A 20,590-nucleotide genomic window follows, 5' to 3' on the forward strand; every position below is an offset into this window, starting at 1 on the left:
AAGTTATTTAAAACTTATTGCTTTTTAAGTTCAGCACTAGATGGTTGATTAACCACTGTATCTGAAGTATTTGCTTTTAAACCACCACCTAGAGTTTTGTATAACTCAATTTGATTGTTTAAGTTTGCTTGTTGAAGCAATAACAAACCTTGTTCTGCTGAATAAGAAGAACGCTGTGCATCAAGAACCGTCAAGTAACTATCAATACCGGCACGGAAGCGGGCATTTGAAAGTGTGTAGTTGCGGTTAGTTGCTTCTACTAGACGTTGTTGAGCTGTTAAACGCTCACCGATGTTGGCACGAGTTGCAAGCGCGTCATTAACTTCGCGGAACGCAGACTGAACTGATTTTTCATAATCAGACAATGCAATTTTCTGATCAGTTTCAGAAATTTTTACATTGGCGCGACGAGTGCCCCAGTCAAAGATTGGTAAGTCTAAGCTTGGTCCAATTGACCATACAAAACCACCAGACTTAAATAGATCACTTAAGTCAGTTGATGCATAACCTGCAGAACCCGTTAAGCTAATGGTTGGGAATAAACGTGCTTTTGCAGCACCGATATTCGCACCGGCAGCGCTTAAGTTATATTCAGCAGCTTTTACATCTGGACGGTTGTTAAGCAAGTCGCTTGGTAAACCCGCTGTAAATACATTTTGTTGCGTAATGCGTTTTACCGGTTGGGTTGGCAACAAGTTTTGTGGAACTGATTGGCCAACTAACAAGTTCAACAAGTTTTGCGCTTGAGCAATCTGTGTTTTGTAGTTCGCTACATCATTACGCGCAGTTTCTACAGAAATCTGTGCCTGACGTAGTGGAACTTCACTGTCGATGCCCACATCAAAACGTTTTTTGTTGAGATTGTAAGAATCTTGCTGTGCTTTAAGTGTTTGCTCTGCAAGTCTTAAATTCGCTGTTGCGAAAGAATAGTTCAACCACGCTTGAGCCACTTGACTGATTAGACTGATTTGAGTCGAATCACGTGCGCTTTGCGTTGAAAGATAACTATCTAACGCAGCATCTTTTAAGCTACGTACGCGGCCCCAAAAATCAAGCTCATAGGCAGTTACACCCAGACCTACTTGATAAGTAGAGTAGGGGTTATTCGGATCACGGCTTTGAGAAACCTGACGAATTGCACTACCACTTGCTCCGATTGTTGGAAGCTGATTGTTCTGTGTAATTCGATATTGCTGTTGAGCACGTTCGATATTGAGCGTTGCTGTACGTAAGTCGCGGTTGTTGGCAAGTGCCAAATCAATCACTCCGAGCAAACGAGGGTCAGCAAAGAACTGTTTGTAACCTTGTTCAGCAATAGACGTACCAGAAGCGCTATATGCATAGCTTTGTGGAATATCGGTTTTCACGACTGGTTCTGGGCCGCGCATGCTTTGACAAGCTGCCAAAGCAAGCGCAAGTGCAGATACCGCAATGCTACGACCTGAAATAGACCATACGTTTTGCATCACGATTTATGCTCCTGAGTGTTTATGGTTTTTGGTTTGTACTTAAAGATACTACGAATCCACACATAGAATACAGGGATAAAGAAGATACCTAAGAACGTTGCACTGAGTACGCCACCGAGTACACCGTAACCAACAGAGTGCTGACTTCCTGCACCTGCACCTGTTGAAAGGGCAAGCGGAAGTACACCGAAACCGAAGGCAAGGGTAGTCATGATGATTGGACGTAAACGCATTTTTGCAGCATGTAAAGTTGCTTCAATCAGGTCTTCACCTTTTTCCTGCAGCTCTTTTGCGAACTCAACAATCAAGATCGCATTTTTTGCAGAAAGACCGATTACCGCGATCATCGCTACCTGGAAGTAAATGTTATTTGAGAGATTTGGATCTCCTTTAATAATCATACCCAAGTAAGTTAATACGATTGCACCAATAATACCGAGTGGTACCACAAGTAAAACCGAGAACGGAATAGACCAGCTTTCATACAATGCAGCCAAGCAAAGGAAAACGATTAACAATGAAAGCGCATATAAGAATGGAGCTTGAGCACCAGACTCACGTTCTTCAAGTGATAAACCTGTCCATTCATAGTCGAAACCTTGTAAGCCCATAGATGGTAACTTAGCAATAATTTCTTCCATCGCTTTCATTGAGTCACCAGAGCTCACGCCAGGTGCAGGTGTACCTTGAATGTTAACCGATGACACGCCGTTATAACGTTCAAGACGTGGAGAACCATATGTCCATTCGCCAGTAGCAAATGCAGAGAACGGTACCATTTCGCCTTTGTTATTACGTACATACCACTTGTTTAAGTCTTCAGGCATCATACGGCTACCCGCATCACCTTGAACATAAACTTTTTTCACACGCCCACGGTCAACGAAGTCGTTAATGTATGAGCCGCCCCATGCAATACGCATTGTATTGTTAATTTCGGCAATACTCACACCCATCGCTCCAGCTTGAGCTTGGTCTACATTAATTTGATACTGAGGTGTATCTTCTTGACCATTAGGGCGAACACCCACAAGACGTTTATCTTGTGCAGCCAAACCTAAGATCGTATTACGTGCAGCAATAAGTTTCTCATGGCCTTGACCACTTGAATCTTTAAGTTGCAAGTTGAATCCGGCTGTTACACCGAGTTCAGGCATTGCTGGAAGCTGTAATGGCATGATGTAAGATGCGTCTTTAACGATCATGTTCAATGCCATACCACGCTGAATCAATGCGCCAATTTGAGTTTCTGGTGAAGTACGTTCACTCCAGTCTTTCAATTTAACGAAGCCAATACCAGCATTTTGACCAACACCTGTGAATGAGAAGCCCGAAACGGTGAAAATAGATTCCACAGTATCTTTTTCATTCATGAAGAAGTTTGTCATGGTGTCAATCACTTTACCTGTACGGTCAAGCGTTGCATTTGGCGGTAATTGAACAAGCGTCATTACCACACCCTGATCTTCTTCTGGTAAGAATGAAGATGGGAGTTTTTGGAACAAGAACACTAATAAAGCAATAACTACAGCGTAAAGCACGCCAGAGAAGATTTTGCCCTTAAGCATGCGGTTAACACCATTTTGGTAGCTATGCGACATGCGGTCAAAACCATTGTTAAAGCCTCTAAAGAAACGAGCAAAAATATTATTGCTTGGTGCTTTGTTAGGATCATGCTGTTTTAAAATGGTTGCACAAAGTGCCGGTGTAAATGTTAACGCTACAATTAACGATAGAACCATTGCTGTTACAAGGGTAATCGAGAACTGACGGTAAATTACACCAGTTGTACCACCAAAGAATGCCATTGGTACGAATACCGCTGTTAATACGCTTGTAATACCAATTAACGCGCCAGAAATCTGTTGCATTGATCGTGAGGTCGCCGTGACCGGATCGGTATGCTCTTCACTCATAACCCGTTCGACGTTTTCGACCACAACGATGGCATCATCGACCAGAAGACCAATTGCCAATACCATGGCGAACATGGTTAAGGTGTTAATTGAGAAGCCAAAGATATTAATAACAGCGAATGTACCTAACACAACAACAGGTACAGCAAGTGTTGGAATAATCGTTGCACGCCAGTTCTGTAAGAACAAGAACATGACAATGAATACCAAAACTACCGCTTCAATTAATGTGTGTACAACACTTTCAATTGAAAGACGAATAAATGGAGTCGTGTCATAAGCTAGTTTATCTGCAAGACCTGTTGGATAGTTCTTACGTAATTCAGATAAACGATGTTCAACAGCTTCTGCGGTATCAAGTGCGTTGGCACCAGTTGCAATTTTAATTGCAAGACCACCAGCAGGTTTACCATTAAACTTCGAGTCAAACTGATAGTTATCAGAGCCTAACTCTACACGTGCAACATCTTTTAAACGAACCTCAGCACCAGATGCTGTGTTCTTTAAGAAGATATTTTTAAACTGTTCAGGTGTTTGCAGCAAACTTTGTGCATTCACTGTTGCGTTAAGCACTTGACCTTGTACAGCTGGTGCACCACCTAATTGACCTACTGCTACTTGTGAGTTTTGCGCTTGTAAAGCTGTCGCAATATCACTAGGAGTAAGTTGATAACTGGTTAACTTAGCTGGATCAAGCCAGATACGCATTGCGTATGAACCACCAAAGACCTGTACCTCACCCACACCAGCAACACGGCTAAGTGGTTCTTTAATTGATGAGTTTACGTAGTCTTTGATGTCCGAGTCAGAAAGGCTGTTATCTGGTGAGTAAAATGCAATAACTTGCAAGAAGCTTGCACCAGATTTAGTTACTGTTACACCTTGACGCTGTACATCTTCAGGTAAAAGCGCAGTTGCAGATTGCAGTTTGTTTTGAACCTGAACCTGGGCAATATCTGGATCAATACCTTGTTCAAAGTTTAATTGAATAGAGGCCTGACCGTTACCAGCACTGTTAGATGAAATGTAGCGTAAACCATCTAGACCATTCATTTGTTGTTCAATGATCTGGGTTACAGTGTTTTCAACAGTCTCAGCAGATGCACCAGGATAAGTTGCAGCAATTGTAACTGTCGGTGGTGCAATCGTCGGATACTGTGCAATAGGCATTTTTGTTAGCGTAAGAATACCCGCCAACATAATGACTAATGCAATCACCCACGCAAAAATGGGGCGATGAATAAAAAATTGTGCCATTCAATCTACCCCTTATGCATTAGATGCTTTCTGTTCTGCTTGAGGTTTACCTGATTGAGCCGGTTTTGTCGCATTTGGAGCTGCACCTTGTGGATTCGCTGGTTGAGCTTGGTAAGGTTTTGCTGAAACTTCTTGCCCTTCTTTAACTTTGGCAACACCGTCAACAATCACTTTATCACCAGCTTTAAGACCGTTAGTCACAATCCAGTTTTGTCCTTGAACACCAGAGGTTTCAACAGGACGACTCTCAACAGCACCTTTGGCATTAACAAGCATTGCTACAGCTTGACCTGTAGGTAAACGTGTAATTGCAGCTTGAGGAATCAGGTAAGCATTAGGAACTACACCTTGAACAATCTGTGCAGTGGTATACATGCCTGGAAGTAACAGATGATTCGGGTTTGAGAATACGGCACGTAAAGTAATCGTTCCTGTATCCTGATTTACAGAGGCATCAGAGAAAGCAAGTTGTCCTTCGATTGGGTAAGTTGAACCATCTTCGAGCTTCAATTTCACTTTCGTGTTGTTACTATTGTTCAAACTGCCTTTGCTAAGTTGTTGACGTAAACGTAATAACTCGGCACTAGACTGGTTAATGTCAACATAGATCGGATCTAACTGTTGAATCGTCACTAAAGGTTCAGTTTGGTTGGCAGTGACTAAAGCACCTGCTGTTACAGAAGAACGTCCAGACTGACCAGAAATTGGTGAGCGAATTGTAGAGTAGCCAAGATCAACATTTGCATTCGTTACTTGAGCTTTTGCAGCAGAAACTTGTGCTTCGGCAACATTAACCTGACCAAGTAAGTCGTCATACTCTTGTTTAGATACAGCGTTACTTGAAACAAGTTGCTTATAACGGTTTAACTTAGTACGTAGTGAAGCTAGATTTGCCTGTTGTTGTAAAAGGGTAGCTTTTGCATTTTCAAGCGTTGCACGGTTAGTTCGAGAATCCAGTTCATATAGAGCCTGTCCTTCACGAACGTAACTTCCTTCAGCAAACAAGCGTTTTAAAATCACGCCACTTGTTTGAGGGCGAACTTCAGAAATTTGATATGCTGAAGTACGGCCGGAGAGTTCAACGCTTTGTTCAACACTTTGTGGTTGAGCAACAATAACACCTACTTCTGCAGGCGGCATTTTCTGAGCAGCAGCAGCTTGCTGTTTCTCATCGGAGCCTTTGCTACAACCAACAAGTGCGATACTTGTTGCTAATGCGCAAGCAGTAAGGGCAGGAGCCCAAAGCTTAGCCGACATCATTGTTCCACCTCGTTTAGATAAAATCTAAAAATATATTTGTTTTCTACTTAACCTACTTTGTGTTTGTAATAACCAGAGCCAAAGCAGTGCAATCCAAATAAAACCTATGCCCCAACCGGCGAGTACATCTGTTGGAAAATGAACTCCAGCATATATTCTTGAAAGCCCCATGCAGATAAACCAAAGACAGGAAATCAAAATGATATAAGGAGAGTTAGTGTTGGGCTTATGGCATAACATTATCATTGCCATACAAGCCAGTGTTGATGCATAAACACTATGTGCACTTGGGAACGATGCACCATAACTTTCGACAATATGATATACCTGTGGAGGTCTTGGACGGTCAACACACCACTTGAGCAGCCAACCCGTGATGATACTGCCAAGAACACCCACGCTAATGAAAATAACAGTAATATATTTTTTATACCATGCTTGATATATACACACCAATAAGGATAAAAAACATACAAAAGGCATACCACCTACACGTGCTAGAAAGGTCGTAATAGAGTTAAGATAATCTGATCGATTTTCACTCAATATTTGAACGGTGAGAAGATCCAAAGATTGAAGTCTTGGTACAAAAAGACCAAGAACACCTAATCCTAAAAAAATACAACCAATAAAAAGCAATAAATAGGGCATGTATATACCTTTGCTTGTTCAAGCAGTGTCTACTACTGAAAGCCGTTAAAAGTGTACTTGCCAGTACACTTTTTTTCAAGCCTGATAGATCATCGTAAATTCATTTTGAAAATTTTTTAACATTTGGAAAAACAATCACAACAAAATTGACGAAAATCACATTTTGTGTACAAAGCAAAATTCTTAGTGGTCTGCTTTTTTCCCGTTATTTGTTGAGGTGTTTTCTTCAAGTTCTAATGGTTGTTTTGGTGGCCAGAAAAAATCGCTTGGACGAGTTAAAAAATGGGTCATGACCAATTTGGCTAAAGGTTTCCATTGTTCAAAGCGGACTCGACGCGCTCGTAATGCCACAATAATCGTTAAGGTGAAACTCACAAATAAGTTGGTGAGACCAATACATAACACACCAAGAAAGGACACGATAATCAGTCCGATATCTGGGCTGCCGTTAATAGTCATTAAACCTTGAATAAAGTTAGCAGATGCAAAGGCAATATGGCGGATATCTAAAGGTAGACCTAGGATAAAGCCTATGGTCCCCATACTTCCTAGCATAATACCGAATAAGAAGTTACCGGCTAACGCACCTAAATTACGTTCAATATATTCAGCAAAACGGTTAAGGCGATCTTGCCCAAACCAGCTAGCTAAACGGCGATGTGCTCTTAGACGCGGGCCGACTTTTCGGTAAACAGCCATGTTGTCAAAGTATCCTGCAATGAGACCTGACAAAAACAAACATACTCCAGCAATTGCTGCATGTGGAACTGCTAATGAAGTAAAGGGGTTTAAGCTGTGTAGAAGATATGTTGCTTTAGTATGGGTTAATAACGGTTCATCAAGGTAAAACTGCCAAGCAAAAGTAATGAGTGCAGCAGTAGGAATCGCAATTGAAATATTGCCTAAAATAGCAATAAATTGCGTTCGGATAATATTAATAATAAGCGCCGCTAACTCTGCAATTTGAGCCGTTTTAGAGCCTTTACGTTGCTGTACTGTTGCAGCAAGAGCCGCCGCCGTCATAGCGGGTTGCTTGGTCGCAACTGTAAAATGCAGAACATGAATCAGAATGAAACCTAGGGAATAATTCATACTGAAAGTAAAGGCTTGCATGAGCGGGGCCATTGTCATTCTTGCAGCAAGAATTTTTAAAGATGCCATAAAGGCAATAATGACACCTGCACCAGCGGCAGCTTTATACATTCCCCAAAAGCCTTTGGTATCTGTACTTACGTAATGTTCACCTGTTCGGCTAGCATTTTCTGTTACCTGAAAAGCAATGAGTTCACTGGTCGTACTGAGTAATGAGCGAACACTTTTTTCGCTGTAATGTGCCTTGGTTAAATCGGAAATCAGATGTCCTAAAGAAACATATTTTCCTTTAGTGTTATCTACGACCAGATAAAGTAATAACTCAATTCGATCAAGACATTGCTCAAGTAATGATAGTAAGTAAGTCAAACTTAAGCTGACACCAATTCTTTTGGTCGCACGGCGAATTTTTAAAACTACATCTCGGCATTGTTCCAACATAACAAATGCTTGTGATGCATCGGGCGGGGAAATAACTGCAATTTCATGTTCAGAAATTTCTTGTTTTTTATACTTTTCAATAAACTCAATAATTTCACGGTTCTGAACTAAAAACGGCGACTCATATTCTGTTAATTCTGGCTGAGCGTTAATAAATTCGGGATAAAGACCAATTCCACTAATTCGATAAGATAGGACTGTAATGGCTTTAATCATTTCACTTTGAATGACTAACTTCTCATCAACATTACTTTGGCTTTGCCCAATAAGGCTAAATAAATTTGCCCAATCTTCATCATCAATATTATTGAGCCAGATTTTGTCACTTTCTAAATAGAAAATTTTTCCAATTAATATTTTGAGTTGGCTTGAGTCTTCAATTAGCGGTAAAAAATGTGCTCCGAGTCTTTGCCCAAGCTGGTTCCAGAAACCATCTAAAGACAAAATTCCACTATCAGCATATAAACTAACTTGCTTATAGCGATTAATTAAACGTAATAAAAAAGTTTGTAGTAAGAAGGGCGCTGTAGGTGTGCGCAAAAGACTTTCAATAAAAGCCTGTATTTTTTTCTTAATTTCATCCGTATCTTGTGGGTTGGATGGTCGGATGACATTGACGAGTTCAATCAGTAGATTTTCATCAATGACAGCTTGAGGATCCTCAAGCTGTTTCTCTATTTTTAAAAAAAGATCTGAAAAATTTATATGCATAGGCAAAATAATATCTATTGTATTCGATGTAACGCAAGCTGAGTTAAGTTAATCAAAGCCTGACGATACGGTGTATCGGGTAGGTTTGATAAAGCTTGCAGTGCTGCTTCTGTTTCTTCTTGGGCACGTTGGTTGCAATAATCTAAAGCACCAGACTTCTGTACAATTTCGATGACATGAGATAGTTGGTCTACTCCACCAGTTGCGATACTGCGACGAATAATCGCATGCTCTTCACCTGTTGAGCGTGCTAATGCAGAAATTAACGGTAAAGTTGGCTTACCTTCCATTAAATCATCACCAATATTTTTACCTAATGTTTCAGCATCAGAGGTGTAGTCTAAAATATCATCAATAATTTGGAATGCATTACCAAAATGACCAGCAAACAATCTTAATGGCTCACGGTACGCTTCTTGCCCCGCCAAAATAGCAGCACCTTCTGTAGCCAGCTCAAACAGGCGAGACGTTTTACCATGAATAATTTTTAAATAAGTTTCTTCAGTTGTATCTGGTTGATGCTGCGATTGAAGTTGTAATACTTCACCTTCAGCAATTTCACATGTACCTGTTGAAAAGTCTTTCAATAAAGTCATGTTGTTTAAATCGACCAGTAAATCGAAAGCACGAGCAATCAGGAAGTCGCCAACTAAAACGGCTGTTTGATTGTTCCATGTTGCATTTGCTGTAGGGCGACCACGACGAAGCCCAGATTCATCTACCACATCATCATGGACTAGTGTCGCGGTATGTAACATTTCAATGATTGCAGCTAAACGCTGTGCATTTGCCATGTTATCTAAACCACAAGCACGTGCTGCAAGTAAACACATGATTGGACGCATACGCTTTCCGCCAGCTTCAACGACATGTTTGCTGACAGACATGACTAAACCGACTTTTGAGCTAATTCCTTCATTAATCAAGTGATCCATCGCAGCGAAGTCTGAAGCAACAGGCGCAAGAATGTCTTGCTTGAAATCGATGACCATATGAAGAAAAACCCCGTATTGGTAGATAAGTGGCGTTAGTGTATCAATTAAAGATGTGTTGCACAGGTTAACAAGTGGCTGATATTAATCATTTCTATTGTTTTTAAGCGTTTTTTGTTCTTTATTTAAGCAAAATACGATGTTTTCGGCAAAACAATAAATTTAATGACATCAGCATTAATACAACTTGTTCTTGACGCAATTTGTGTTTGGAACTGTATTTTAATTTTCATTCAGAATCAATGAAAACTGCTAAATTCCAGTCCAAGCTGTTTGATTTTGTAAGAATAGGGGATCATGCTTTACTGATAGATAGAAAATACTTGTCGTTTGATCAAATTTCACTTAAAATCTGTCGCCTTGTATAACCCCAGTGGCGATCGTTTTAAGATCGATATATCCCTTTATCGACACGACGACACGGGCTGATTGGAGTACATTATGTACGCAGTAATCCAAAGCGGTGGTAAACAGCACCGTGTAGTTGAGGGTGAAACCCTTAAAGTTGAATTATTGAAAGCTGAATCTGGTGCGACTATTACATTTGATGATGTATTAATGGTTGTAAACGGTGACAACATTCAAATCGGTGCTCCAGTTGTAGCTGGCGCTAAAGTAACTGCAGAAGTGATTGGTCATGGTCGTCACGACAAAATCCGCATCATCAAAATGCGTCGTCGTAAACACTACCGTAAACAACAAGGTCACCGTCAATGGTTCACTGAGTTGAAAATTACTGGTATTTCAGGCTAATCACGAGGAGTAAGAGACATGGCAACTAAAAAAGCCGGTGGATCGACGAAGAACGGTCGTGATTCAAACCCAAAAATGTTAGGTGTTAAAGTTTACGGCGGTCAAGCTGTAACTGCTGGTAACATCATCGTTCGTCAACGTGGTACAGAGTTCCACGCTGGTGCAAATGTTGGTATGGGCCGTGACCATACTTTATTTGCTACTGCTGACGGCGTAGTAAAATTCGAAGTGAAAGGTCAATTTGGCCGTCGCTACGTAAAAGTTGAAACTGTATAAGTTTTAGTTCGAAAAAAGCCCACATTTTGTGGGCTTTTTTTATGGCATTTATTTTTATTCATCTTCATCATGATGAATGAAATTCTACAAACAACATGAATAACATAACAAAATATCTTATTTTCTCAATGATTAGCACAGAGTTTGTCGGTTAATATGAGTCTTGAATTAAGAGCTTACTCAGTTTCATAACTATGAAAGAGAGTAAGTTGTCTTACAGCAACTAAAAAGGTGATGACATGAATATGCTTCGTAAAACTATGTGTGCTATTACACTTAGCGCGTCAGTGCTTGCTCCTGTAATGAGTACTACAGTGTTTGCTGCGCCTGTAGCAGCACCGGAGCAACAGGCAATTGGGAACCTGGTTAATCAGTTATCAGGTTTACAGCGTTTGACTGCCGACTTTGAACAAACAACTAAAGCCAATACAAAAACTGTGGCACAGAAAAAGAGTTTAAGTGCACAGCATATGAACCAGACATTTAAAGGCTCAATGAAAGTTGAGCGTCCGGGGAAATTTTATTGGGAAACAGTAAGTCCTGCTAAACAAACTATTGTAACGAGCGGAAAAACAGTTTGGATCTATGATCCGGATTTACAACAAGCGGTCCGCCAAAGCTTAGATGATCAGGTTGCAGATACGCCAGCATTATTACTCTCTGGTAATACCAACCAAATCATGAAGTCTTATCGTGTAACACAACCCGATAAATCTAAACTTTATTTCACATTATTCCCTAAAAAAGAAGATGGAGCATTCCAAAGCTTAACGATTAGCTTCGGAGCAAATAAAGCGCCTACACTTATGGTATTACAAGACTCATTAGGTCAAACCACCTATGTACGCTTTAAGAACGTTAAGGTAAATGCTTCAATTCCGGCATCAGTCTTTAACTTTACGCCGCCAAAAGGTACAGATGTTATTGACCAATAATTAAAGCCTCTTCAAAAAAGCTACTTTAACGGTAGCTTTTTTTTATATAAGAGAAACAGATACATTTTTTAACCCCGTCTTATTCTTACGCTTTGTATAGTGTTAGAGGTAAATTCATGGGGATTATTATGCGACTTTACGATAAGAAAATTATTTGTATTCTTCCATTAATGGCTGCAATGGCAATTGTGACTGGTTGCCAACCAAAGTCAGCAGCCAAAGAAGAGCAGGCTGCTTCGACTGTAAACGTTAAAGAAACGAAAGAGGCTGGTGTTCCTGTAATTCAAGCAAAAGTAATCCCGGTAAAATTGCCAAAATCAAAAGTTTGCTTAGAAGATGGTTGTACTGAGTATGATTTTCAAACAGTACAGACCAATCAAAAATGGATTAATGATTACTTCACCAATCGTATAAAGAAAGCAGATCCGAATGCTTTTGCAAATTTAGCCGATCAACCAGTTAAAGTACCTGAAGGTGAACCAAGTTCAAGTCAAAGTGCAATTTATGTTCGCTATTTAGGGCAAAACTATAATCTTGCTACCTTTGCATTACAGACCTATTCATACTCAGCTGGTGCTGCACACGGCATGTCTCATCAAGAGTTTGTAAATTTTGACTTATTAAATAAAAAGCACATTACTGTTGCTGAACTTATTCAGCCAGATGTTGAAAAACAGTTGGTTGATGCTCTTTTTGAAGCAAATACAAATTGGCTTCAAGCACATAATATTAGCCGTGAAAAACTTCAGCTAAGCGATAATTTCTACTATGGTGCTAATGGCATTGTATTTGTCTATCCAATTTATGAGCTAGCTTCATATGCAGAGGGAATGTCTGAATTAACGCTGCCATATTTTGAAGCGGGTAAGTTCATTAAACCTGAGTATTTGCCAAGTGTGCCAAACTATAACTTTTAAAATAAGTGATCTATTCTAAGAATTGTGTGAAAGCTATTCGTTATGAAGATGATCACTATATTTTTTAGTGTTAAGGCCTTACACTATAGCCAGTTTTTTACCCATATTATGATTGATTATGATCGACCCTAAGTTACTCAGAAATAATATTGAAGCCGTTAATGCGGCTTTGGCAAAACGCGGTGTTCAATTAGATGTTCAAGAATGGGCTTCTTTAGAAACTCGCCGTAAAGATTTGCAATCAAAAACTGAAAAATTGCAGGCAGAACGTAATGCCGGTGCAAAACAAGTGGGTCAGATTAAAAAATCCGGTGGTGATGCTTCTGAAATCATGGCGCGTATGCAAGCCATTGGTGACGAAATCAAAGCTGCTGAAGTTGCTTTGTCAGAGTTACAAAACGAGATTGAACAAAAAGCGCTGAGTATTCCTAACTTACCAGATGAGTCTGTTCCTGCTGGTAAAGATGAAGATGATAACGTTGAAATCTCAAAATGGGGTACGCCTCGTCAGTTTGATTTTGAAATCAAAGATCATACTGATTTAGGTGAGTGGATGGGTGGTTTAGAGTTTGAAACCGCTACTAAATTGACTGGTTCACGTTTTAGCGTATTGAAAGGTTCTTTAGCACGCCTACAACGTGCATTAACACAGTTCATGCTTGATACCCATACTTTAAAGAATGGCTATACAGAAGCTTACGTGCCTTATTTGGTCAATGCTGATTCGCTTCGTGGTACTGGTCAGTTGCCAAAATTTGAAGAAGATTTATTCAAACTTCAAGGTGAAAAAGAATATTACCTCATCCCTACAGCAGAAGTTCCAGTTACTAACTTCGTTCGCGATGAGATTATTGATACCGAACGTTTGCCTTTAAAATATGCAGCGCATACGCCATGTTTCCGTAGTGAAGCTGGTTCTTATGGTCGTGATACCCGTGGTTTAATTCGTCAGCATCAATTTGATAAAGTTGAGATGGTGCAAATCGTTAAACCTGAAACATCTATGCAAGCACTTGAAGAGCTTACTGCACATGCTGAGGGCATTTTGCAGGCACTAGGTTTGCCATACCGCAAGATTTTGCTTTGTGGTGGTGACATGGGCTTTGGTGCAACTAAGACTTACGACTTAGAAGTTTGGGTTCCAAGCCAAAATACTTATCGTGAAATCTCTAGCTGCTCTAATATGGGTGATTTTCAGGCACGCCGCATGAAAGCACGCTATAGAATGGATCAAAAGAAGACCGAATTGGTGCATACACTAAATGGTTCAGGTCTGGCAGTTGGACGTACTTTGCTTGCTGTAATGGAAAATTACCAACGTGAAGACGGTTCTATCGAGATTCCAGAAGTATTACGCCCATATATGGGTGGTGCAACGTTTATTGACTAAGCTTTGCATCTAAATTGTGCACGGTTTTTGCTTAATCCAAGTCAGATGATTAATGTAGAGGTTTAAGGTGGATATTTTTCCAATCTCTTTAAAGTTGCAACAGCAACATTGTCTGATTGTAGGTGGTGGGCATATTGCATTGCGCAAAGCAAACCTTTTAGCCAAAGCGGGAGCAGTAATCGATATTATTGCTCCTGCAATTGAAGAGCAGCTTTTACAGTTAGTCAAAACGACAGGCGGAGAGTATTTTGCCGAGTCCTTTGCTGAAAAAATATTAAATACACCATATCGATTAGTGATTGCTGCAACTAATGATGCGCAAGTGAATAAAGCTGTTTTTGAACAATGTGAAGCGCGTAATTTATTGGTCAATAGTGTTGATGATATTCCACATTGTCGCTTTATGGTTCCAGCTATTATTGACCGTTCTCCGTTAATTATTTCTGTCGCTTCAAATGGTGCATCACCAGTTTTATCGAGACAACTTCGTACTCATATAGAAACAATTGTTCCGCATGGCATGGGTAAGTTGGCTGAGTTTTCTGGTCAGTGGCGTAAGCAGGTAAAAGAAAAAATTCCCAATCCAGATGAGCGTCGGATTTTTTGGGAAAACCTCTATGCTAGCCCATTGAAAGAACAAGTTTTCAATGACAATTTAGAAGTTGCAAATGGTTTGATTCAGCAAGCCTTAACAGAATGGACTGCACCTAAAGGTGAAGTTTATTTGGTAGGCGCTGGACCGGGTGATCCAGAGTTACTGACACTAAAAGCATTACGTCTTATGCAGCAAGCTGATGTTGTGATTTATGATCGTCTTGTTTCTGCGCCCATTTTAGAGCTTTGCCGTCGTGATGCGACTAAAATTTATGTCGGTAAAGCCCGTTCAAATCACTCCGTTCCCCAAGATGGTATTAATGCTTTACTGGTTGAATATGCTCAAAAAGGAAAGCGTGTTTGTCGTTTAAAGGGTGGTGATCCATTTATCTTTGGACGTGGTGGTGAAGAGATTCAAGAGCTCGTTGAGGCGAATGTCACTTTCCAAGTTGTACCAGGTATAACAGCAGCATCAGGCTGTTCAGCTTATGCGGGTATCCCATTAACACATCGTGATTATGCACAAAGTGTTCGTTTCTTGACTGGGCATTTAAAGGAAGGTTCACCTGAACTTCCTTGGAATGAGCTGGTTTATGAAAATCAAACTTTGGTTTTATATATGGGGCTAGTTGGTTTAGAACGCATTTGTGAGCAACTTATTGCTCATGGTCAACGTGCTGATATGCCAGTAGCTTTAATCTCTAAGGGAACCACACCAGACCAGAAAGTTGTAGTTGGAACATTAGCTGATATCGCAACGAAAGTGTCTGAACATCATATTGTAGCACCGACTTTAACCATTATTGGTGAAGTGGTGAATTTACGTGAACAGTTAAAATGGCAATAAGTTCATTTGAGTTTATTGCTGGTTATTAAAGTCGAGAAAATTTGTGATTCATGTTGTCCTATACGAGCCTGAAATTCCTGCCAATACAGGCAATATCATTCGTTTATGTGCTAATACTGGTGCACAGTTACATTTGGTCAAGCCTTTAGGTTTTGAATTGGATGATAAAAAGCTCAAACGAGCAGGTCTTGATTATCATGAATGGGCACGTATGCAAATTTGGGACAACATAGAACTTTGCCTTGCCGACTTGAAAGCTAAAGGGGTTGAGCATGTTTTTCCACTCACCACTAAAGGTTCTGCAACTCCGCATACAGTTGATTTGAATCGACCTGTGGCTTTACTGATGGGGCCGGAAACACGCGGTTTGCCTGAGCATGTTCGCTTGATGTTTCCACAAGAACAGTGGATTCGTTTGCCAATGGCTGAAAACTCAAGAAGTTTAAATTTATCTAATGCAACGGCTGTGATTGTTTATGAAGCATGGCGTCAGCAGGGTTTTAAAAACTTAGGATAAGTTAATAGTTTTTAAATAAAAATAAGGCCACATTTTGGCCTTATTTTTTATATAAATCTAATTAAGCTTGCTCTAGCACTTTTTCATCATAAGTCATTTGGGCGGCTAAAACCTGTTCAATATTGGTTTCGGCCCATTCTTTTAATTGGAACGCCATTGAAGCGACATTTTGCCCCAGAGAAGTGAGTGAGTAATCAACACGAATTGGGGAGGTGTCCTGAATTTTACGCTCAATAAAACCGTCTCTTTCCAGCATTTTTAACTTCTGTGATAAGACTTTAGGCGAAATACCTTGAATATTCTTTTTGAGCAAGTTGAAGTGCTGAGTTTCCTCTTCAAGCACATTTAAAATTAATAAAACCCACTTATCTGCAATTTTTTCAAAAAATAAACGAGCAGGGCAATGTTGTTGAAAAACATTATATTTTAGACATTCATTCATACTATTTACCTGCTAATTTCTTAAAAAATTACCATAGTTACCAATTAGTAACTAATTGACACCTAGTTTCTAAAATATATCATAAAGTGGAATTTAATAAAACAAAGGTTTGCTCCCATGTCTAACTCTAATATCGCGGTTGTATATTTCTCTGGTTATGGCCACACTAAAGTCGTGGCTGAAACGTTTGCAAACGAAATTAATGCTCAGCTCATCCAAATTGATCAAGAAGGTAATATTACTGATCAAGATTGGCAGACATTAAATGATGCGAAGGGGATTGTTTTTGGTGCCCCAACTTATATGGGTACAGCACCATGGCAGTTTAAAAAGTTTGCTGATGCAACTTCAAAAGTTTGGTTTACACGTGGTTGGCAAGATAAAGTATTTGCAGGCTTCACAAACAGCGCGAGCTTAAATGGGGATAAGCAGGTTACTCTTATTCAATTACAGACTTTAGCATCGCAACATGGTGGAATTTGGGTGAGCCTTGGTTTATTACCAGCGAATACAAAAGATGCAACACGTGAAGATGTAAATAACTTAGGTGGTTCAGTTGGACTTTTAGTTCAATCACCTTCTGATGCAAGTGTAGAGGAAGTCCCTACTGGAGACCTTGAAACAGCGAAACTCTATGCTCAACGTGTACAAAATATTGTGAACAAGATTTTTGGTTAATTTGACCATAAAAAAGGCGCTTTAAGCGCCTTTTTTATTATTCATGTTCATTATGCTGTGGAGCATTATATTTGAAACCTTTGGTTTTGTAGGCCAAATAACCTACACCAATAACGGCCCAAGCTAAGCCAATTTGTAAGGCAAGCTTATCAATTTCTAGCCACATCATAAACACACTGGCAAAACCAAGTGTTGGTATAACAATATAGTTGATGATGTCTTTAAACGTTTTGTTCTTGCCATCTCTTAATGCATAGCGAGAAATAACAGAGAAGTTAACAAAACTAAAAGCAGTTAAAGCACCAAAACTAATCAAGTTGACAATATGCTCAAGATCTAAGAAACCAGCAGATAAAGCAACTACACCTACAATAAGAATGTTGTAAGTTGGAGTATGCAATTTTGGACTAATATGACCAAATAATTTCTTATTGATTACGCCGTCACGTCCCATTACATACATTAAACGAGATACACCAGCATGAGCAGAGATACCTGATGCCATAACAGCAACTACAGCAAAATATAAAACCAAAGTTTTAAACGCAATACTACCAATCGCAGCAACCATCACAGGCTGTGATTCATCCAGAGGATTAAAGTAAGTATTTGGGTTACTAGGGAAATATAATTGGATGAAGTAAGTACTTACAATGAAAATAATACCTGCAAGTAATGCTGTCGTAAAAATAGCTTTTGGCAGCGTTTTCTCCGCATCTTTTGTTTCTTCAGCAAGAGAAGATAAGGCATCAAACCCTGTGAAAGAGAAGCAGAGTACAGTTGCACCAGCAATTAAAGCACTTACGGATGTCATGTCGTTCCAAAAAGGAGTTAATGACCACAAGGCAGCTTTATCTGGATTTAAAGTTCCATCTGCATATACACCTTGAGTGAGTAAAATGTATACCTGATAAACGAAATAAAAAATTACGCCAAGCTGAATAATAACGATTGTACTGTTAAAGCGTGCGACAAATCGTGCACCAAATAAGTTAATAACAGTCATTAGGGTGGTTAAACCAATCACCCATAACCAGTTATTTACCTCTGGAAAAAGAGCTCTTAGATAAATATCTGCCAAAATAATATTAACAAGCGGTGACAGTAAATAGTCTAACCAAGAAGACCAACCCACCATAAAACCAACATTAGGGTGAATTGATTTTTGAGCATACGTATAAGCTGACCCAGAAGAAGGGTAGCGCTTAATCATATGTCCATAACTGATCGATGTTAATAAAATTGCGACTAATGCAAAGATGTAGGAAGTTGGTACATGACCGCCACTTCGCTCTGATACTAAACCAAAAGTATCGAATAACGTTAATGGCTGAATATAAGCTAAACCAATAATAATAATGTGCCAAAGCACAAGATTCTTTTGAAGTTTAGCTGTTGGTTTAGTCCCAGATAAATTTGTCAACGGCGTTATCCTCATAATCGTTGATCAAGGATCAGCTTGGTGTTAAGGATCGTTTGAGACGAACGATCCCCCCTACAGAAAAAGATAAAGTGCGCCAATCTATCCTAAATTGATGCAAATTGTCAGTACTTTCATCGATTTTTTAGCAAATTTTTTGCCATATTTCCAAATAAAAAGATGAATAAAAATTCACAGTGATAAAAAAGACCTGATTTTATATAAAAATCAGGTCTTTAGATTTAAGTCTCGAGTTTAACCTATCGAATTACCATGCCTTTTGTAAGATCTCTCGGATATCTTTTAGGCTTGCTTCTTTAGGGTTGTAAATAATTGAGCCGTCATTTAGTGCTTTTTCTGCAACTTCATCGAGCTGTGCTTCCGTTACTTTGCCAGTTTCACGTAAAGTACGTGGTAACTTGATTAAAGTAAATAAACGATCACGCATTGCTAAAATTGTTGCAATCGCTCTGTCTGCACGTTGAGTTGCTGGAGTTTGTGCATAGATATCAGCACCAGCTAACGGCAATAGTAATTCACCAATTTTCTGGCCATTTACCTGCTTATTATATTCAAGCACATACGGTAAGAATAAATTCATGCATAAACCGTGGGGCAGGTGAGCAACAGCACCTAAAGCATGACCTAAGGAATGTACAAGGCCTACCATTGAGTTTGAGAATGCAATACCTGCCATTGTAGAGGCTTGTGCTAGTTCTAAACGACCTTGTGAGTCATTTGGGTTTTCTAGGACATTAAATAGGTTTTCACTAATCTTTTTAATTCCAGCACTTGCATAAGCATCGCTGAGTGGATTGGCAGCCATACATGTATATGCTTCAACACAATGTGTTAAGGCATCCATACCTGTCATTGCAGTTAAATGAGGTGGCAATGTAAGTGTCATGCGTGGATCTAAAATCGCTGCATGTGGCATTAAGTAATAAGAAGCAAATGCCAATTTAACATTCTTTTGCGTATCTGAAACCACGGCAACCATAGTCACTTCAGATCCCGTACCTGATGTAGTTGGGATTACGAAAAATGGTTTTAATGGTTTTGGTAGGTTGTGTGCACCAGAATATTGAAGTAAGTCATCTCCACCTTCAGATACTAAAATGTTAGTTGCTTTAGAGGTATCGATAACTGAACCACCACCTACAGCAATAATCGCATCGCATTTATTCTTGCGATAAGCTTCTGCGGCAAGACGAACGACTTCTAAACTGGAGTCTGGTGGAACATCATCAAACACATGACCAATGACAGCATCGGTTGTGCTGAATGCAGCTTCAATCGGGTTGAGTAAGCCATTTGCGCGCACACCTTTATCTGTAATGATGAGCGGGCGTTTTGCACCTAAAGTCGCAAGTTCAAACGGAATATGTTCTAACGCAGCATTACCAGCAATGACTTTTACAGGACAAAAGAATTCGTAATATGGTTTAGCCATGTTATGCGCTCCGCTTGAAATAGGACTTAGCTACTTTTAAGTAAATATTTGCAGCTTCGTTGAATTTTTCTTTTAGGGTGAGTTCGGTTGGGTATTCTTTGACTGCAAGAGACGCAACCAATTTAGGTAAAATAAGAGATTCCATTTTATTTAGACAGCGTACTAAGCGAATGGCAGCAGATACATCACCATCAGCAATCATTCGGTCATTAGCAAATGCTTGGGCAGTACTTTCTTGAAAAGAAAATACTAAAAAGGCATGAGTTACATGTTTGAATGTAATAGTTAAGTCTGGCTTTCTTTCAGCTCTTTTGAGTAGCTCTAACTGTTTGTCTTCTGTGACTCGAGCAAAAAATGCTGGTCCATTTGGGAAAACATTCATTGAAAGTACAAAGTGAACAGGAAATTTAGATACTTCCTCTTGTATTTCAGTGTCCACTTGACTTGCCATGACTAAGCCACGACCAACAACATCCATCATGAGCTTAACGTAGGCAAGTTGCAGAGTAGGCTTTACAGCTTTTGTCGAAATCACTCGCGTATCCCTTGTTAAAATTATGCAAAAGCAAATTTAGAGTA

Annotated in this window: 18 protein-coding genes; 8 read left to right on the plus strand and 10 right to left on the minus strand. The window is 39.6% G+C overall.

Translation table 11 applies throughout. From position 1 onward, the window contains the following. Window positions 1-14 precede the first annotated feature (14 nt). The 6 genes from adeK to sdsA all read right to left on the minus strand — a co-directional run bounded on the left by adeK (window position 15) and on the right by sdsA (window position 9,789). On the minus strand, window positions 15-1,466 hold the full coding sequence (adeK, locus tag AC52J8_RS03990; RefSeq protein ID WP_002116015.1) for a multidrug efflux RND transporter outer membrane channel subunit AdeK: 1,452 nt from the start codon (window positions 1,464-1,466) through the stop codon (window positions 15-17). Next, complete coding sequence (gene adeJ / locus AC52J8_RS03995; protein ID WP_002116419.1) at window positions 1,466-4,642, minus strand: multidrug efflux RND transporter permease subunit AdeJ; 3,177 nt, start codon at window positions 4,640-4,642, stop codon at window positions 1,466-1,468. Before adeJ ends, adeK begins: the two co-directional genes overlap by 1 nt. A 12-nt stretch (window positions 4,643-4,654) precedes the next feature. Next, on the minus strand, window positions 4,655-5,902 hold the full coding sequence (gene adeI, locus AC52J8_RS04000) for a multidrug efflux RND transporter periplasmic adaptor subunit AdeI (RefSeq protein ID WP_005064514.1): 1,248 nt from the start codon (window positions 5,900-5,902) through the stop codon (window positions 4,655-4,657). 24 nt (window positions 5,903-5,926) lie between these two features. Further along, window positions 5,927-6,553 (minus strand): phosphatase PAP2 family protein, encoded by a 627-nt coding sequence (locus AC52J8_RS04005; protein WP_005064516.1) that lies wholly within the window; start codon window positions 6,551-6,553, stop codon window positions 5,927-5,929. A 183-nt stretch (window positions 6,554-6,736) separates the two neighbouring features. Next, window positions 6,737-8,797: a site-specific recombinase gene (locus AC52J8_RS04010; RefSeq protein WP_017386318.1), complete on the minus strand. Its 2,061-nt coding sequence runs from the start codon at window positions 8,795-8,797 to the stop codon at window positions 6,737-6,739. Window positions 8,798-8,811: 14 nt separating this feature from the next. Next, window positions 8,812-9,789, minus strand: coding sequence for an All-trans-nonaprenyl-diphosphate synthase (sdsA, locus tag AC52J8_RS04015; RefSeq protein WP_086399695.1), 978 nt, complete (start codon window positions 9,787-9,789; stop codon window positions 8,812-8,814). Window positions 9,790-10,230: 441 nt separating this feature from the next. Here sdsA and rplU point away from each other — a divergent pair, with 441 nt between their 5' ends. The 7 genes from rplU (at window position 10,231) to AC52J8_RS04050 (ending at window position 16,018) form a co-directional block, all read left to right on the plus strand. Next, window positions 10,231-10,542 carry a 50S ribosomal protein L21 gene (gene rplU, locus AC52J8_RS04020; protein WP_000271409.1) on the plus strand — a complete coding sequence of 104 codons (312 nt, stop codon included), beginning with the start codon at window positions 10,231-10,233 and terminating at the stop codon, window positions 10,540-10,542. A gap of 18 nt (window positions 10,543-10,560) precedes the next feature. Continuing rightward, window positions 10,561-10,818, plus strand: coding sequence for a 50S ribosomal protein L27 (gene rpmA, locus AC52J8_RS04025; protein WP_002116037.1), 258 nt, complete (start codon window positions 10,561-10,563; stop codon window positions 10,816-10,818). A gap of 239 nt (window positions 10,819-11,057) precedes the next feature. Beyond that, window positions 11,058-11,753: an outer membrane lipoprotein periplasmic chaperone LolA gene (lolA, locus tag AC52J8_RS04030; protein WP_004789378.1), complete on the plus strand. Its 696-nt coding sequence runs from the start codon at window positions 11,058-11,060 to the stop codon at window positions 11,751-11,753. Window positions 11,754-11,869: 116 nt separating this feature from the next. Beyond that, complete coding sequence (locus AC52J8_RS04035; protein WP_086399696.1) at window positions 11,870-12,670, plus strand: RsiV family protein; 801 nt, start codon at window positions 11,870-11,872, stop codon at window positions 12,668-12,670. Between the two features lie 118 nt (window positions 12,671-12,788). Continuing rightward, window positions 12,789-14,060 (plus strand): serine--tRNA ligase, encoded by a 1,272-nt coding sequence (serS, locus tag AC52J8_RS04040; RefSeq protein ID WP_005072887.1) that lies wholly within the window; start codon window positions 12,789-12,791, stop codon window positions 14,058-14,060. A gap of 67 nt (window positions 14,061-14,127) precedes the next feature. Beyond that, window positions 14,128-15,501 carry a siroheme synthase CysG gene (gene cysG / locus AC52J8_RS04045; RefSeq protein WP_032037319.1) on the plus strand — a complete coding sequence of 458 codons (1,374 nt, stop codon included), beginning with the start codon at window positions 14,128-14,130 and terminating at the stop codon, window positions 15,499-15,501. A 43-nt stretch (window positions 15,502-15,544) separates the two neighbouring features. Then, on the plus strand, window positions 15,545-16,018 hold the full coding sequence (locus AC52J8_RS04050) for a tRNA (cytidine(34)-2'-O)-methyltransferase (RefSeq protein WP_002116042.1): 474 nt from the start codon (window positions 15,545-15,547) through the stop codon (window positions 16,016-16,018). Window positions 16,019-16,079: 61 nt separating this feature from the next. Here the strand turns inward: AC52J8_RS04050 and AC52J8_RS04055 are convergent, their stop codons facing one another. Beyond that, window positions 16,080-16,460 carry a winged helix-turn-helix transcriptional regulator gene (locus AC52J8_RS04055; protein WP_086399697.1) on the minus strand — a complete coding sequence of 127 codons (381 nt, stop codon included), beginning with the start codon at window positions 16,458-16,460 and terminating at the stop codon, window positions 16,080-16,082. 117 nt (window positions 16,461-16,577) lie between these two features. Here AC52J8_RS04055 and AC52J8_RS04060 point away from each other — a divergent pair, with 117 nt between their 5' ends. Beyond that, window positions 16,578-17,138, plus strand: coding sequence for a flavodoxin family protein (locus AC52J8_RS04060; protein ID WP_069141406.1), 561 nt, complete (start codon window positions 16,578-16,580; stop codon window positions 17,136-17,138). 37 nt (window positions 17,139-17,175) lie between these two features. Here the strand turns inward: AC52J8_RS04060 and AC52J8_RS04065 are convergent, their stop codons facing one another. The 3 genes from AC52J8_RS04065 to AC52J8_RS04075 form a co-directional block, all read right to left on the minus strand. Continuing rightward, window positions 17,176-18,561, minus strand: a complete 1,386-nt coding sequence (locus AC52J8_RS04065) for an APC family permease (protein ID WP_014207482.1) — start codon at window positions 18,559-18,561, stop codon at window positions 17,176-17,178. 265 nt (window positions 18,562-18,826) lie between these two features. Further along, window positions 18,827-20,011 carry an iron-containing alcohol dehydrogenase gene (locus tag AC52J8_RS04070; RefSeq protein WP_086399698.1) on the minus strand — a complete coding sequence of 395 codons (1,185 nt, stop codon included), beginning with the start codon at window positions 20,009-20,011 and terminating at the stop codon, window positions 18,827-18,829. Window position 20,012: 1 nt separating this feature from the next. Further along, window positions 20,013-20,546, minus strand: coding sequence for a hypothetical protein (locus AC52J8_RS04075; RefSeq protein WP_005072911.1), 534 nt, complete (start codon window positions 20,544-20,546; stop codon window positions 20,013-20,015). Between the last annotated feature and the right edge of the window lie 44 nt (window positions 20,547-20,590).

The organism is Acinetobacter sp. S-1 (genome assembly GCF_059579785.1).

Bases quoted from the DNA above. Each gene is read 5' to 3' on its own strand.
- adeK (WP_002116015.1), bottom strand. From the start codon at position 1,466: ATGCAAAACGTATGGTCTATTTCAGGTCGTAGCATTGCGGTATCTGCA.
- adeJ (WP_002116419.1), bottom strand. From the start codon at position 4,642: ATGGCACAATTTTTTATTCATCGCCCCATTTTTGCGTGGGTGATTGCA.
- adeI (WP_005064514.1), bottom strand. From the start codon at position 5,902: ATGATGTCGGCTAAGCTTTGGGCTCCTGCCCTTACTGCTTGCGCATTA.
- AC52J8_RS04005 (WP_005064516.1), bottom strand. From the start codon at position 6,553: ATGCCCTATTTATTGCTTTTTATTGGTTGTATTTTTTTAGGATTAGGT.
- AC52J8_RS04010 (WP_017386318.1), bottom strand. From the start codon at position 8,797: ATGCATATAAATTTTTCAGATCTTTTTTTAAAAATAGAGAAACAGCTT.
- sdsA (WP_086399695.1), bottom strand. From the start codon at position 9,789: ATGGTCATCGATTTCAAGCAAGACATTCTTGCGCCTGTTGCTTCAGAC.
- rplU (WP_000271409.1), top strand. From the start codon at position 10,231: ATGTACGCAGTAATCCAAAGCGGTGGTAAACAGCACCGTGTAGTTGAG.
- rpmA (WP_002116037.1), top strand. From the start codon at position 10,561: ATGGCAACTAAAAAAGCCGGTGGATCGACGAAGAACGGTCGTGATTCA.
- lolA (WP_004789378.1), top strand. From the start codon at position 11,058: ATGAATATGCTTCGTAAAACTATGTGTGCTATTACACTTAGCGCGTCA.
- AC52J8_RS04035 (WP_086399696.1), top strand. From the start codon at position 11,870: ATGGGGATTATTATGCGACTTTACGATAAGAAAATTATTTGTATTCTT.
- serS (WP_005072887.1), top strand. From the start codon at position 12,789: ATGATCGACCCTAAGTTACTCAGAAATAATATTGAAGCCGTTAATGCG.
- AC52J8_RS04055 (WP_086399697.1), bottom strand. From the start codon at position 16,460: ATGAATGAATGTCTAAAATATAATGTTTTTCAACAACATTGCCCTGCT.
- AC52J8_RS04060 (WP_069141406.1), top strand. From the start codon at position 16,578: ATGTCTAACTCTAATATCGCGGTTGTATATTTCTCTGGTTATGGCCAC.
- AC52J8_RS04070 (WP_086399698.1), bottom strand. From the start codon at position 20,011: ATGGCTAAACCATATTACGAATTCTTTTGTCCTGTAAAAGTCATTGCT.